Source organism: Pseudomonas fluorescens, assembly GCF_012974785.1.
Lineage (GTDB): Bacteria > Pseudomonadota > Gammaproteobacteria > Pseudomonadales > Pseudomonadaceae > Aquipseudomonas > Aquipseudomonas fluorescens_BT.
Genome location: NZ_CP027561.1, coordinates 672,172 through 687,416, shown reverse-complemented (window position 1 = coordinate 687,416; position 15,245 = coordinate 672,172). Strand labels below are relative to the sequence as shown.

Sequence of the window (15,245 nt, the reverse complement as noted above, 5' to 3'; positions counted from 1 at the left end):
CACCTTTCCAATGCGGGGATTTGAGGAGATCTGGAAATGCTGCAAGTCGACAAGCTGCACCAGTATTACGGCGGAAGCCACATCCTGCGTGGCCTGAGCTTTGACGTGAAGGTCGGCGAAGTGACCTGCCTGCTCGGCCGTAACGGCGTGGGCAAGACCACGCTGCTCAAATGCCTGATGGGCCTGTTGCCGGCCAAGGAAGGCGCGGTGAACTGGGAAGGCCAACCGATCACCACGTTCAAGCCGCATCAACGGGTACACGCCGGGATCGCCTACGTGCCGCAGGGCCGGGAGATTTTCGGCCGGCTGACCGTGGAAGAGAACCTGCTGATGGGCCTGTCGCGTTTTCCCGGCAGCCAGGCCAAAGAGGTTCCGGCGTTCATCTACGAGCTGTTTCCGGTGCTGCTGCAAATGAAACAGCGGCGCGGTGGTGACTTGTCCGGCGGTCAGCAGCAACAACTCGCCATCGGCCGCGCACTGGCCAGCCGTCCACGACTGCTGATCCTCGACGAGCCCACCGAAGGCATCCAGCCGTCGGTGATCAAGGAAATCGGCGCAGTGATCAAGAAGCTCGCCGCCCGTGGTGACATGGCGATTCTGCTGGTGGAGCAGTTCTACGATTTCGCCGCCGAGCTGGCCGATCAGTACCTGGTGATGTCCCGGGGCGAGATCGTGCAGCAGGGCCGTGGAGAAAATATGGAAGCCGAAGGTGTGCGCGGGCTGGTGACTATTTAAGGTTACGGTCTAATCTGTAGCGTCCTAACGATAATCAGAAAACATGAACTTACCTGTTGCGACTGCCCTGTTTACCCCGAGCTGGCACGCCGAGCTTGAGCTGGCCTACGCCCGCTTCGGCGATTGCACACGACCGACCCGACGCCGGCACCTCGGCCCGCTGCGGGTGCAAAAGCACCTGTACGCCGAAGGGCCCGAGGTCTGCCAGCACATTATCGTCCACCCGCCGGGCGGGATTGCCGGCGGTGACCGGCTCGACATCAGCGCCCGCGTCGAACAGGGCGCCTGGGCACAGATCACCAGCCCCGGCGCGGCCAAGTGGTATCGCGCGGCGGGGCCCGCTTATCAGTCGCTGAACCTGCATGTCGCTGATGGCGCGACACTGGAATGGCTGCCCCAGGAAACCATCGTCTACAGCGCCGCCCAGGCTGAACTCACGACCGCGATCGACCTTGAAGGCGATGCGCGGCTGTTCTACTGGGACGTGGTGGCGCTCGGTCGTCCGGCCAGCGGCGAGCGTTTCGACCTCGGGCATTTCCAGGCGCATCTGGATATTCGCCGTGATGGCCGGTTGTTGTGGCATGAGCGTCAGCGCATCGTCGGTGATGACGGCTTGCTGGATTCGCCGATCGGGCTGGATGGCAATCCGGTGTTTGCGACGTTGCTGGTCACCGGTGAAGTCGACGCTGAATTGCTGGAGCGCTGCCGCTCGCTGGAGCACGAAGTGCGCGGGGATCTGACGCAATTGCCCGGTCTTTTGGTCGCCCGTTGCCTGGCCAGTGAAGCGTTGCTGGCGCGGGCGTGGCTTATTGAGTTGTGGCGATTGTTGCGGCCGAAATTGATGGGACGCGAGGCAGTACCGCCAAGAATATGGAACACCTGAAAACCAGCCCTCACCCCCGCCCTCTCCCGGAGGGAGAGGGAGCCTGACCGAGGTGCCCTGAAAAGAAATTTTTTAACTCAAAAATGTTGCTGACTGAACTGGCCATTGCAAACGACAGCGATCTGTCCCTCTCCCCCGGGAGAGGGCTAGGGTGAGGGGCGGTTCCAACTGACACCCCCTCACCACAAGAACCACACAAACTGCCCAAATGGATTTAAAACGATGGACCTGACCCCACGCGAAAAAGACAAGCTGCTGATCTTCACCGCCGGCCTCGTGGCCGAACGGCGACTGGCCCGTGGCGTGAAGCTCAACTACCCGGAAGCCATGGCCTACATCTCGGCGGCGCTGCTCGAAGGTGCACGTGACGGCCAGACCGTGGCCGAGCTGATGCACTACGGCACCACCCTGCTGACCCGCGATCAGGTGATGGAAGGCATCCCGGAAATGATCCCGGAGATCCAGGTCGAAGCGACGTTTCCCGACGGCACCAAACTGGTCACCGTCCACCAACCGATCGTCTGAGGCCGCGCCATGACTTACACCATCCGCGATGCACTGCACGCCGACCTGCCGGCGATCCGCGACATTTACAACGACGCCGTGCTCAACACCACGGCGATCTGGAATGAATCCGCCGTCGACCTCGGCAACCGTCAGGCGTGGTTCAGCGCGCGCCAGGCCCAGGGGTATCCGATCCTGGTGATCGTCGACGCCGACAACACCACCTTCGGCTACGCTTCGTTCGGTGACTGGCGACCGTTCGACGGTTTCCGCCACACCGTCGAGCACTCGGTCTACGTGCGCAGCGACCAGCGCGGCAACGGCCTCGGCCCGCAACTGATGACCGCGCTGATCGAACGCGCGAAAACCTGTGGCAAGCACGTCATGGTCGCCGCCATCGAAAGCGGCAACGCGGCGTCGATCCGCCTGCACGAGCGTGCCGGTTTCATCACCACCGGGCAGATGCCGCAAGTCGGCACCAAGTTCGGCCGCTGGCTCGACCTGACCTTCATGCAACTGACCCTCAATCCTGGCGCGGAGCCACCGCCCGCCAACAAGGAGTGACACCGATGAACCCCGCCCAACTGCGACGCGTCAATGCTGAAAGTTTTGCGCACTATCGTCAGGGCCTGATCGACCTGCTGCTCGACGCCGTGGGGTATGGCGCCAGCGTCGGCTTCATGGCCGACCTCGATGCCGCGCAGGCCCGTGCCTATTTCGACGAAGTGCAGGACAACCTGAACAAGGGCAGCGTCTTGCTGTGGGTGGTGGTCAAGGACGAGCAGGTGCAGGCCAGCGTCCAGTTGAGCCTGTGCCAGAAAGCCAACGGCCTGAACCGTGCCGAGGTGCAGAAACTGCTGGTGCGCGAACACGCCCGGCGGCGCGGCCTCGGTCAGCAATTGATGGAAGCGCTGGAGCTGACGGCCCGCCAGTACAAGCGCGGCATGCTCTACCTCGACACCGAGGCCGGCTCCCCTGCCGAAGATTTCTACAAGGCCCTGGGTTACACCCGCGCCGGGGAAATCCCCGACTACGCCTGCGACCCGAGTGGCACCTATCGCCCGACGGCCCTCTATTACAAAGTCCTGCAAGGAGCGAACTGATGATTCCCGGCGAATACCAGATCCAGCCCGGCGACATCGAACTCAACGTCGGTCGCCGCACCGTCAGCCTGAAGGTAGCGAACAGCGGCGACCGGCCGATTCAGGTCGGCTCGCACTACCATTTCTTCGAAACCAACGACGCCCTGACCTTCGACCGCGCCGCCAGTCGCGGCATGCGCCTGAACATCCCGGCAGGCACCGCCGTGCGCTTCGAACCGGGCCAGAGCCGCGAGGTGGAACTGGTGGATTACGCCGGTCACCGGCGGGTGTTCGGGTTTGCCGGACGGGTCATGGGTGACCTCTGAATTTTGCGGCGCCTCCATCGCGAGCAGGCTCGCTCCCACATTAAACCGAGTTCCTCCAGCTGGAATCCGATCCCCTGTGGGAGCGAGCCTGCTCGCGAAAGTGAGCGCAGCGAACGATCTCAAAACCAATTGAATTCCAAGGCGAACACATGAAGATCTCGCGTCAAGCCTACGCCGACATGTTCGGCCCCACCGTCGGCGACAAGGTGCGCCTGGCCGACACCGAGCTGTGGATCGAGGTCGAACAGGACTTCACCACCTACGGCGAAGAAGTGAAATTTGGCGGCGGCAAAGTGATCCGCGACGGTCAGGGCCAGAGCCAGTTGCTGGCCGCTGAAGTGGTCGACACCGTCATCACCAACGCGCTGATCATCGACCACTGGGGCATCGTCAAGGCTGACGTCGGCCTCAAGGACGGGCGCATCGCCGCCATCGGCAAGGCCGGCAACCCGGACGTGCAGCCCGGCGTGACCATCGCCATCGGCGCCAGCAGCGAAGTGATCGCCGGTGAGGGCATGATCCTCACCGCCGGCGGCATCGACACCCACATCCACTTCATCTGCCCGCAACAGATCGAAGAAGCGCTGATGAGCGGCGTCACCACCATGATCGGCGGCGGCACCGGCCCGGCCACCGGTACCAACGCCACCACTTGCACTTCGGGGCCGTGGCATCTGGCGCGGATGCTCCAGGCCGCCGATGCGTTCCCGATGAACATCGGCCTCACCGGCAAGGGCAACGCCAGCCTGCCGGAGCCATTGATCGAACAGGTCAAGGCCGGCGCCATCGGCCTCAAGTTGCACGAAGACTGGGGCACCACCCCGGCGAGCATCGACAACTGCCTGAGCGTCGCCGACCAGTACGATGTGCAGGTGGCGATCCACACCGACACCCTCAACGAGTCCGGTTTCGTCGAAACCACTCTCGGTGCATTCAAGGGCCGCACCATCCACACCTATCACACCGAAGGTGCCGGTGGCGGCCACGCGCCGGACATCATCAAGGCCTGTGGTTTCGCCAACGTGCTGCCGAGTTCGACCAATCCAACCCGGCCGTTTACCCGCAACACCATCGACGAACACCTCGACATGCTGATGGTCTGCCACCACCTCGACCCGAGCATTGCCGAAGACGTGGCGTTCGCCGAAAGCCGTATCCGCCGCGAAACGATTGCCGCCGAAGACATCCTCCACGACCTCGGCGCGTTCTCGATGATCAGCTCCGACAGCCAGGCCATGGGCCGCGTCGGCGAAGTCATCACGCGCACCTGGCAGACCGCCGACAAGATGAAAAAACAGCGTGGCCCGCTGCCGCAGGATGGCGAAGGCAACGACAACTTCCGCGCCAAACGCTACATCGCCAAGTACACGATCAACCCGGCGATCACCCACGGCATCAGCCATGAAGTGGGTTCGGTGGAAGTCGGCAAGTGGGCGGATCTGGTGCTCTGGCGCCCGGCCTTTTTCGGCGTGAAGCCGACGCTGATCCTCAAGGGCGGCGCCATCGCCGCGAGCCTGATGGGCGACGCCAACGCCTCGATCCCGACCCCGCAACCGGTGCATTACCGTCCGATGTTTGCCAGTTACGGTGGCTCGCTGCACGCCACCAGCCTGACCTTCATCAGCCAGGCAGCACAGGAATCGGGACTGCCCGAAGCGTTGGGCCTGAAGAAGAAAATCGCCGTGGTCAAAGGTTGTCGCGACGTGCAGAAAACCGACTTGATCCACAACGATTACCTGCCGACTATCGACGTCGATCCGCAGACCTATCAGGTCAAGGCTGACGGTGTACTGCTCTGGTGCGAGCCAGCGGAGACCCTGCCGATGGCGCAGCGTTATTTTCTGTTCTGAAGAAAAACCCCGGTCGCCCGGGGCTGTCTCTGGCTAGCGAGCAGAGGTGTCCACCAAGTCCCGCGAGGTGCGTGGGTGAGCACCATCGGTTTCGACCGGTGCGGGCTCACCCGTTTCCAGCCGGGATAACTCAATCAGTTTCAGATTGCGCTTCAGTTCCCGCTCGATCTCGAGCATCTGCACGGCCTCCTGATAATCCGCACTGTGCAGGTCGTCCTCGAACCGGCCCTCGATGTCCGACTGTTTCTCTCTCATACGCTGATCCAGATCGCTGAAGGCCTGAGGATATTTCTCCTCGAGGTACTGTACCCAGTAATCGCGGCTGATCAGATCCTCATAGAACTGTGCGCTTTTTTCTGCGTTCACTACCGCGGCACGTGCAGCCGCCAGTTCTTCGCCCCGGATCGGCCGGGCAAACCGCATGTGGCTGGGTTGCCCCGGCAGACGCAGACCGTCTTCCCAGCCGGAGGTCAGAGCAATTCGATACTGCAGGCGTACTTCAGCCGGATCCGCGTGGCGCCCCATGCTGCGGGTGGCGAGTTTTTCCACCTCGCCCAGGCGGAACAATTGCCGCGACAAGTCGAGCAAGGCGCGCCCCTTGTTCGCAAGACCGGGCTGCAAATGGCGCAAGGCGTTGTACTCGAACACCTTGACCTCGATTTCACTCAACGCCAGGGTTCGCCCGTCGACGCAGGTCGTGTGCGTGGTGGCCATGGAAAACAGGGTGTCACGCAGCTCCTGGCTGCCATCGGCGGCTTCGACGATTTCCCAGACCCGACGGGTCAGGTCGGCGCGAAATACGCGGAATTCTTCGGTGTCCGGCATCCGCGACAGCAGGTGAAAGAACGCCGCGTTGTCGGGTTCGGCAGCCAGTCGCTGCCACATCGCCCGATAGCGTGCAGAGTCCTCCTCGGGCAAGTTTTCAATCCACGGTGTCACTTGCTGCTCAAGGACCGTTTCGGGGAGTGCCGGAATAACCTCGTCGGGTTCACTTTCGACCTCCAGGTCTTCGGCATCACTTTCGGTGGTGCTGTACATGTCATGGATCATCCGGTCGATGTCGGCATACGTCAGACCCAGCAGGTCGCGCCGGCCATGGGCATCGGCGTATTCACGCAGTCTCAGCAGACTCTGCTGCGATATTTCGTAGTTCTCCGCCAGATTGCTGCCGGCCAGTAACGCCGTATGGCTGCCGTCAAACAGCTCAGGGGGGATCGATGCAATTTCATTGTTGCTCAAGTCAATCGCCTGCAAGCGTGGGGCTTGCAATGCGCCCTCCGGCCAGGCAGTCAGCAGGTTATCGCGCAGATCCAGCCGCACCAGCTGCCCGAAACCCGTGACGTTGAACGAACGCAGGCTGTTATGGCTGAGGTCCAGCCACTGCAACTGCGTCAGCCTCTGCAGCGCTTGCCCCGTAGCTGCGGAATCCGCAAGACCGGTAAGCGACAGCTCCAGCCGCTCGAGCCGATGCATTTGTGCCACCGGTTCGGGCACTGCAGGCAAGTGATTGCCGCTGAGGTTGAGCCGACGTACCTGCGTGAACGCCCTGAGGAAACCACTGGAACCTTGTGAAGTGAGCTTGACGCCCCCCAGGTTCAAGCTACTCACTGCCGCAAACGTCGTACCCGGCTCCGGCAGGTTGCCCACCTGCAGACCGTTGAGATCCAGCTCTCGATCCGGGACGCCATTCCAGTCGACGGTGCCTTCGCGCCAGCACTCCATGATGCGCTGCGCGGCGAGCTGACGGGTGCGCGATGACACGACCCAATCCATGCCCCGGGTTTCATGGGTGAACAGCCAATCGTTCAGACGCCGCGTCAGGGACTCGAAGTCGCGGTCCCATGCGTCGATTTGCGCGCCGATCTGCACCTCGGTCAGGCCCGCGTCCTGCATCCGCTCGATGGCCTGTTGCGCCCGAGCGTTGTCGTATTGCGGGCGCAGACGCCGGACTCGGGCGATCCAGCCCGCCGGTCCCTCGCCTGCCAGCGGCGGCGGTAACGGCAGCAGTCGTCGGGCGATCACTGAGCCACTTTCGATGGGCGGGGTTCGATGGCGCGGTTCTTCCAGCGCAAAGCGCTGCAACGATCCGGGCAACAGACCTCTGGCTGTTTCGATGCGCTGGCGCGCTGTGAGCAGCGACGCTTTGGCCTGTGCAGTCAGCGGCGTACCGCTCAGGCTGGTATCGAGCAACAACGCGTCACGCGCCAGCAACGCGTCCGGCAGCGAGGTCAACCGGCTGTCACTCAGGTCCAGCCAGGTCAGTTCCGGCAGCTGCTCCGCACCCGTCGGCCATTCACGCAGGGCCGTTGCGCTGAGGTCCAGCGACTTCAGGCGATTCATTCCGCGCACATCGATACTGCTCAATGGGTTGTCATGCAGATTGAGCGTTTCAAGCGCCGGCAGATCCGCTGACTCCAGCGGCAGCGCAGACAAACCGCAATGGCTCAGGTCCAGTGTATCGACACCGCTGAAGGTACGAAGAAAACCACGCAGCTGTTCGAGCGGAACCTGCAGCCCTGCCAGATGCAGGCTTCTGACGTGGGTGAAGCCCTCGGCGGACAAGCTCGGAAGGCTGTCCATCGGCGAGCCGAGAATAGCCAGCACCGAAGCATCGTTGGGCGGGCTGACATAGAGGTTGTAGAACAGGCTTTCGGTACGTGCGCCATAGCGCTGGAACAACCCGCTGCGCCAACTGCTTCGCAACGCTTCGGCCACCGCCGCGCGTGCTGCACCGCCATTGAATACCGTCGGATCGGAACCGACCCATTCCTGAAGCCGGTTCAGTTCACTGAACTGCTCACTCAAGGTTTCGATCGCGGCAAAACGACTGCCGACGTCCGTCCACTGGGCCTTGAACCCCGGGCTCAAGACATCGAACAGGTTCGCTTCCATATCGACAAAACGCTTGAGTTCACCGCGACAATAATCCGCAACCATTTCGTCCAGATCGAGCAGATGCCGAGGTTGACTGCGGACAAACTCATAGATCGGCTTGAACACCCGACGCGGAAATTTCGACCAGTCCAGTGACAGGCCGGACAACAATCGCTGATGGCCTTCATAGATTTCCACCGGCAGAGTATTGATCGCGGTCGCTCGCAGATTCAGACGCTCGAGTCGCGGCAAATCCAGAACGCCCTGCGGCCACTGGTACATCTGCGGACTGACGACTTCGAGCCTGCGCAATTGGCGCATGCCAGCGACGTCGAGCGTCATGGGCACCACCGGATTCACCCCGCCGGCGGTACAGTGCAGCTCCAGCTCTTCCAGCCGGGTCAGCACACGCAGACGTGACGCCACCTGGCCGGTGATCGGCGTGGAGAGTTTCAGGCGGGTCATGTGTCGCAGCGTCTTCAATGTCGCGAGCACTTTGTCGAACTCCGCCACGCTTGCGCTCAGGACCAGTTTCTCTACATTGGGAAACGCGGCAAGCGTATCGCCGACCACCGGGGTGTGCAGCGTCAGTTCGCGAACGTGGGCAAATTCCGCCGGCAATGAGGGCAACGGCACGTCACTTATGAGTGTCAGGCGTGCCGCTTGCCAATTGTGCTCGGCCAACGGTGCATTGCGCCAGCAGTCCTTGATGCTTTGCACCACGCTGACTGACTCGCCACGGGGAGCGCGCAGGGGCAGGCTCTGCGACACCAGCCATTGATCGAGTGTCGTTTCCAGCCTCTGCCACTCGCTCAACCGGTTGTTGAGCAAATGAAAAATCTGTTGATCGCTCCTGCCCAACCGCCACTGCTCAAGAATAAAGCCTCGGGCCTGGGCGTCATTCAATCCCCGGTAAACGTTCTGCACGTGAACGGTCAACGCCGGGCTCGGCCCCGGCCCGTCACCACTGGCGGGATAGCCGAGCACGCCGGGCGCGATGCGTTGCGGCGGTTTGAACCATGGTTTTTCGGCGGTGCCTTCCCGCAGAATCCGGGCCGACTGGCCGCGTTCGGCGAGCGCCCGTTCGATGATCGTGCGCTGCAGATCATTGCTCTGCCAGACATTCGGCAGGCCCAGCCCATGACGAGCCTCATCGGGCAAGGCATGCATCAACGAAGCGTAAAAATTGTCGCCTTTGTGCGGAATGCTGTTGAGCGGTTCATCGCGCTCATTGACAGCCTGATAGGCATCCCCGTACTTGACGAGGTACTTGCGCGTCGAGGCGGTTTCGCTGCCGATGGCGTCCAGCATCGGCCCGTCAATGCTGCCCTCGCGGATTTCCAGACGCACGTCATTGGACCAGCCTGGCAGTCGTCCCAATGTCTGCAATGCGAGATGGCGGCTGTCGGCAGATGCCATGGTTTCACTGCGCAACCCGGCCATAGCTCGGGTCAGGCGACCCGTCTGGCCATACCAGCGACCGAGTTCCTGCAAATGCAACGGAACCTTCGCCGTACTGTCCAGCCTCGCCAGTTCTCCGGCATTCGCCTGACTCAGGACGGCGCTGGCCGCTCGCTCGGTCAGGCCGGGGATGATCCGTTGCAGCTTCGCCGTCCGGGGATCCACGGGGGCAGTACCTTTGAGCAGGCTTTCGAACAGCGCCGACTGCTGCGCGCTGGCAAAATCGGCCATCTGTGCGGCGAGCTCCCGGGGCCGTGCATCCCGAACGCGCGCCGGCTCGCCACCCAACAGACGAACCGTCTCGGCTTCATCCAGTGCCGCGAGAATGCGCGCAGGCAACGCACCGCCAAGTACCTCGTCCCGACTGATGCGGATCGGCGCCTTGCCCCCGCGCTTCACCCCGTAGCCGCGCGCGGTGCCCGACAGATCGGCCGCATCGTAGACCTTCAACTGCCGCCCCCACGGCCAGCGTGGCATGTCGGGCAGCAGTGGCAGCACCTGCAGATAACGATCGTCAATGGCCTGTCGCCCTGCAATCTGCTCGACGATCAGCCCGGCATCCCGCTCGGTGTTGAGCAGACGCATGGCATCCGCCAGTTCCGGAGGGGGCAAGGCATTGTCCAGATGCATCCTGCGCAAGGCGTCGTCGCTGACACCGGCCATATCGGCAAGGGTCAGCAGCTGCTCGTCAGTGAACGCATCGGTGCTGTAGCCGATGCGCCGCAAGAGTGTCAGCCGGTCCCAGTTCTGCGCACGCTCGAGCGTATGTCGCCAGGCGCCGGCGCCGTTGTGTGTCAGCAGCGGTTGATAAGCCTGTGGATCGTTTGGGTGATTGATTCGCCATGCCCTGAGCGACTCGTCATAAGTCTGCCGGTACGTCTTGCCTTCAAGCCGAATGTAGTGGTTTTGCCCGACCTCGTACTGCCCCAATGCATTCGGCACTGCACGCGAGTCCAGCGTGACCGGACTCGCGTAGTCACTCAGATCCGGCCTCCACAAGCGGGTCGTGCCATCGGGCATTTGCACCTGATGCAGGTTCTCGATGACCGGTGTCGGTCTGGCTGCGGTCAGCCGGGCGAGCCCTTTGCCGGCACCCGCCATCAGAGCCACCAATGCGAGGTTTTGCGCGACATCGATCAGGTGTGCCTTTGCAGCCTTGCGATCCCCCTCACTCCACTCGATGGCGCCTTCAAAGGTTTCTTCGAGCAGTTGCCCTGCCATCACCACCATCATCACTTCGCCCAGCACCGGCACGAACATCGAAACGCCAGTCAGCACCAGCATGCCGATGTTCAGCAGCGAGGAGAGCTTTTCCGAGCGTACTCTGGCATCGACATCCGCCGTGGGCACGGCATGGCTGCGAGCATCGGTAATCAAGCGGTCGCGATGCTGTTCGAACAGGTAATTCCATAGATCGACGTTATCCGCCCAGATCCCGTGGCCCTTGCGGGAAAGGTCCACAGGATTCAGATACGGATCCGCATTCGGCACCTGCGCGACCGGTGACGCCGGCGGCAACTCGCGAATCCCGACAAGCGCCCCGCTGAGGGGATTGAAGGCCTTGAGAATCTCATTGAGCAGCGAACTGTAAGGCTCCAGTCTCTGTGCGAATGTCCGGTCGGGTGTGTCTTCGGTGAACTGACTGAAAAAGTGTGGTCGGTCCGCATAGGCGACAAACTGACTGAAAAAGCGCTGGTAGGCATTCGGTTCTGCAGGATGAACCTGACTGGCGTCGCGAGCGGTGAAGCGCTGCTTGAACATCGCTTCGATTTCCCGGCCCTTGTAGCGTTTGAGCGGGTGATAGGGATCGCCCGGGATATACAGCATCGAATCGTCGCTGTAGCGGTACTTCTCGCAGATCGTGAACATCACACAACCGGTCATGCGCCGCCCCATCAGGCCCAGATCGCAGAACCAGATCTGCCGCTTGCCCTGACGCGGCGCCAGTTCGCCATTGAGGACCGAGCGAATCGATGCATAGTCTTCGCGCCCGATGTCGCCTTTGACCAGGGCCAGTTCGGCTGCCGCACGCAGGGCGGTCTTGTGCGCGTCGATGAATGTGTCGCGCAATGCATCCTCGGCCGCCGCGTCTTTGGGGTGCAGGAAATCCTTGAGATACGCCTGATATTTCGCCCCGATGTCCAGCGTACGACACAGACCGATGAACTGTTCGACAGTCAAACGGGTACTCAACGGCTGCAGAATGCCTGGCTTCGAGGTTTCAACGCGAAATCCCGACGTTTGATGAAACTCTCCACGTTTACCTTCACGGGCTTCGAAGTTGTGCAATGCAGCTTGCAGCAGAGGCAGTTTCATGACTTCGAAAAAATCGATTTCGATGGCAAAAATCCCCATCTCCACCGGTTTGTTCAGTACCAGCCAGGTCTTGTTGACGTCCAGCGTCACATTGAAACGGTCCTTGAGGGCCTGGGTCAGCAATGGCGCGGCGAAGCGGTCGATGTCCTGGAAGGTCGACATGGCCTTGTCTAGGCGCGACCGGGCAGCGAGGCTGTCGGCCGCAGCGTCACCCACGGCCTTGCGTTGCTCGCGGGAAGCGCGCCTGTACCAGTCCGGCGGGGCGGAGTCGGCATTCTTCAAGGCCTCGCGCTGGCGCAACGGTGCATTGACCAGCCACTGCGGGCTGGATTGCCGAAGAAAATCGGCGTGCAGACTCTGCGTCACGACCGGTCCCGGCGGCGGTGCGACGTTGTCCGGCGAAAGTGAATTGACGGGTGTGTCGGACATGGTTTCGCTCCTTGAAATGGAGCGAAAAGCAGACCATGGCGCACTGCTGTGGCTGCGGTACATAGGTATCGCAGCAGGGTAACTTGTCAGCGGGAATTGCTGGCTCGAACGGCGCTTTCATTCCCGCATAAAGGGGCTAATATTCGAACGCCCCGCCTTGAATTTCCAGGAACCCGGACATGCGTTTATCCGAATTCATCCGGCAACACACGGATCACATCGTCGAGGAGTGGGAACAGTTCGCCAGGACCATCACCCCGGCGGCCGACACCATGGATCGGGCAGCGCTGCGCGATCATGCCCGGGCGATTCTGCTGGCCGCCGCGCGCGACATGGAAACCGCACAGACCGCCAGCGAGCAGCTCGCCAAGGCCAAGGGCGAAGGCCCGGAGAAAACCCCGAGCCTGGACGAGGCCGGCGCCAGCCACGGTGAGTTGCGTCATACCGTGGGCTTCGACTTGGTGCAGATGACGTCGGAGTTCCGCCATTTGCGTGCCTGTGTGATCCGCCTCTGGGTCGGCAGTCTGGAATCCCCGGACATGGCGTACTTTCAGGACATGATCCGCTTCAACGAAGCCATCGATGAAGCCCTCGCCGAATCGACGGCGGCCTACGCCGAACAGGTCAATCGTTCGCGGGACATCTTTCTCGCCATTCTTGGCCATGACCTGCGCGCCCCCTTGCAGGCGGTGAGCATGTCCAACGAATTGCTGATGCGCAAAACCACGCTTGAGGGCGATGCGCTGACTTGCGCACTCAACATCAAGCACAGCGCCCGGCACATGGCGGCGATGGTCAGCGACCTGCTGGAACTGGTGCGCAGCCGCCTCGGCAGGAGCCTGCCCATCGAACCGGCGCCGATGGATCTGGCCGACACGACGCGGGCAGCGATCGCCGAAGCCTGCGCTGCCAATCCCGAGTGCGACCCGATGCTGAAAATCGAAGGGGACACCCGAGGTGTCTGGGATGCGGGACGGCTGGATCAGTTGCTGCAGAACCTGATCGGCAACGCCCTGCAACATGGTTCGAACCCGCGCGAAGTGATCGTGACCCTGCGTGGCGAGAACGACGCGGTGCATTTGTCGGTGCACAACTATGGCGAACCGATCCCGGATGAGGCGATCGGCACGATATTCGATCCGCTGGTACGCAGCGCCGATGAAGAACTCGGACAACCGTCCACCAGCCTTGGCCTTGGGCTGTTCATCGTCAAGGAGGTGGTGACCGCCCACGGCGGGACGATCGAGGTCAGCTCAAGCGAAACCGACGGAACGCTGTTCAGCGTGATGCTGCCAAGGAAGACCTGAAGCGGTCACTCGATCACCAGCCGCGCCAGACGCTGGCGAAGCATACGGTTCTCGGCCCGCAGCTCCTGCACCTCTTCCAGCAGGTCCAGCGCCAGGGCGACGCCTTCCCATTCCAGCTCCAGGTCGCGCCGCAACTTGGCGGCGCGCTTGGCCAGGACCAGTTCGTAGTCGGTGAAACGCCATTCCCGGGGCTGCGTGCCCTGAGGTTCGAGGATGCCGTGTTCGACGATTTCGATCACGTAGACGTCCGACAGATCGGCCGCCTCACAGAATTCTGCCATGTCCAGTTGAACGATCAGGGGGCTGCTCATGATGGGCTACTCCGTCGTCAGTATCAGAAGTTCTCTCGCGGATTGAAGGCGGCCTTCTTCGCCAGTTCCTGCCACAGTGCCTTGACGTCATCGCCGTTGGCTTTCGGCATCACGGCCTTGAGCTGGACAAACAGATAACCGCGCTCGCCGGCCTTGTTCTGCAGGCCGTGGCCCTTGGCGCGCATGCGCTGACCGTTCTGGCTGCCCGCCGGCACCTTCAGGTTGATCTTGCCGGTCAGGGTCGGTACGGCCACTTCGGTGCCCAGCGCCAGTTCCCACGGTGCCAGCGGCAAGGTGATGATCAGGTTTTCGCCTTCAACGTCGAATTTCGGGTGCGGTGCGAAACGGATGGTCAGGTACAGATCGCCATTGGCGCCGCCACCGATGCCCGGTGCGCCCTGGCCCTTGAGGCGGATGCGCTCGCCGTCGGTCACGCCCGCCGGGATCTTCACGTTCAGGCTCTTGCTGGTGTTGCTGATGTGCTGACCGTTGGCGTTGTATTGCGGTACCTGGAAGCTGATCTTTTTCGATTCGTTCGACAGGGTTTCTTCCAGGAAAATCGGCAGTTCCAGTTCCACGTCTTGCCCTCGGCGCCCGGCGCTGCGAGATTGCCGGCCAGCGCCGCCACCGAAACCGGGACCGCGATTGCCGAAGATCGAACTGAAGAAGTCCGAGAAGTCACCGGTGTCGCCACCGCCGCCGCCAAAACCGCCACGGCTCTGCCAGCCCGGCGGGCCCTGGAACGGCTGACCGTGCTGGCCATAACGACGCAGTTCGTCGTATTCGGCGCGCTTGTCAGCGCTTTTCAGCGCTTCATAGGCTTCCGAGGCGTCCTTGAACTTGGCCTCGGCGTCCTTTTCCTTGCTGACATCGGGGTGATATTTGCGCGCGAGCTTGCGATAGGCCGCCTTGATCGCCTTGTCGTCAGCCGTTGGCTCCACGCCGAGTATCTTGTAATAGTCTTTGAAGTCCATCGAAGGAGTCACCATCCGTTATCGATTTCGCGCCATCTTCAGCATGCGCCGATTTGCGCGTGCCGGGTTGACCGATCTCAAGTTTGTGACCGGGTGGCGCAGCAGAAGTTTATCGGCAGTGGACGGCGGTTCTTGCGACCACCGGTGTGTCTGCCGGCCCATGCCAGCAAGTTTGGGGCAAAGCGCCGACTTT

The 15,245-nt window shown here is 62.0% G+C and carries 11 protein-coding genes; 8 read left to right on the top strand and 3 right to left on the bottom strand.

Annotation, left to right across the window (positions count from 1 at the left end; all coding sequences use genetic code 11):
* The first annotated feature begins 36 nt into the window (after window positions 1-36).
* The 7 genes from urtE to ureC all read left to right on the top strand — a co-directional run bounded on the left by urtE (window position 37) and on the right by ureC (window position 5,380).
* A complete protein-coding gene (urtE, locus tag C6Y56_RS02945) occupies window positions 37-735 on the top strand; it encodes an urea ABC transporter ATP-binding subunit UrtE (RefSeq protein ID WP_169428659.1) in 699 nt (232 codons plus the stop codon).
* Window positions 736-778: 43 nt separating this feature from the next.
* Window positions 779-1,618 carry an urease accessory protein UreD gene (locus tag C6Y56_RS02940; protein ID WP_169428658.1) on the top strand — a complete coding sequence of 280 codons (840 nt, stop codon included), beginning with the start codon at window positions 779-781 and terminating at the stop codon, window positions 1,616-1,618.
* A 222-nt stretch (window positions 1,619-1,840) separates the two neighbouring features.
* Window positions 1,841-2,143, top strand: a complete 303-nt coding sequence (ureA, locus tag C6Y56_RS02935) for an urease subunit gamma (RefSeq protein WP_039766748.1) — start codon at window positions 1,841-1,843, stop codon at window positions 2,141-2,143.
* Window positions 2,144-2,152: 9 nt separating this feature from the next.
* Window positions 2,153-2,686 carry a GNAT family N-acetyltransferase gene (locus C6Y56_RS02930; RefSeq protein WP_169428657.1) on the top strand — a complete coding sequence of 178 codons (534 nt, stop codon included), beginning with the start codon at window positions 2,153-2,155 and terminating at the stop codon, window positions 2,684-2,686.
* A 5-nt stretch (window positions 2,687-2,691) separates the two neighbouring features.
* Window positions 2,692-3,225 carry a GNAT family N-acetyltransferase gene (locus C6Y56_RS02925; RefSeq protein ID WP_169428656.1) on the top strand — a complete coding sequence of 178 codons (534 nt, stop codon included), beginning with the start codon at window positions 2,692-2,694 and terminating at the stop codon, window positions 3,223-3,225.
* Complete coding sequence (locus C6Y56_RS02920) at window positions 3,225-3,530, top strand: urease subunit beta (RefSeq protein ID WP_007915947.1); 306 nt, start codon at window positions 3,225-3,227, stop codon at window positions 3,528-3,530. Before C6Y56_RS02925 ends, C6Y56_RS02920 begins: the two co-directional genes overlap by 1 nt.
* Before the next feature lie 149 nt (window positions 3,531-3,679).
* Window positions 3,680-5,380, top strand: coding sequence for an urease subunit alpha (gene ureC / locus C6Y56_RS02915; RefSeq protein WP_169428655.1), 1,701 nt, complete (start codon window positions 3,680-3,682; stop codon window positions 5,378-5,380).
* Between the two features lie 33 nt (window positions 5,381-5,413).
* Here the strand turns inward: ureC and C6Y56_RS02910 are convergent, their stop codons facing one another.
* Window positions 5,414-12,460, bottom strand: a complete 7,047-nt coding sequence (locus tag C6Y56_RS02910; RefSeq protein ID WP_169428654.1) for an NEL-type E3 ubiquitin ligase domain-containing protein — start codon at window positions 12,458-12,460, stop codon at window positions 5,414-5,416.
* 179 nt (window positions 12,461-12,639) lie between these two features.
* Between C6Y56_RS02910 and C6Y56_RS02905 the strand changes: the two genes are divergently transcribed.
* Window positions 12,640-13,767: a sensor histidine kinase gene (locus C6Y56_RS02905; protein ID WP_169428653.1), complete on the top strand. Its 1,128-nt coding sequence runs from the start codon at window positions 12,640-12,642 to the stop codon at window positions 13,765-13,767.
* A gap of 5 nt (window positions 13,768-13,772) precedes the next feature.
* Here the strand turns inward: C6Y56_RS02905 and C6Y56_RS02900 are convergent, their stop codons facing one another.
* Together C6Y56_RS02900 and C6Y56_RS02895 are read right to left on the bottom strand one after the other, a co-directional pair.
* The gene (locus tag C6Y56_RS02900; RefSeq protein ID WP_169428652.1) at window positions 13,773-14,078 is read right to left on the bottom strand and encodes a chaperone modulator CbpM; all 306 of its coding nucleotides are present in this window, start codon (window positions 14,076-14,078) and stop codon (window positions 13,773-13,775) included.
* A gap of 23 nt (window positions 14,079-14,101) precedes the next feature.
* A complete protein-coding gene (locus tag C6Y56_RS02895) occupies window positions 14,102-15,052 on the bottom strand; it encodes a DnaJ C-terminal domain-containing protein (protein WP_169428651.1) in 951 nt (316 codons plus the stop codon).
* Window positions 15,053-15,245 lie beyond the last annotated feature (193 nt).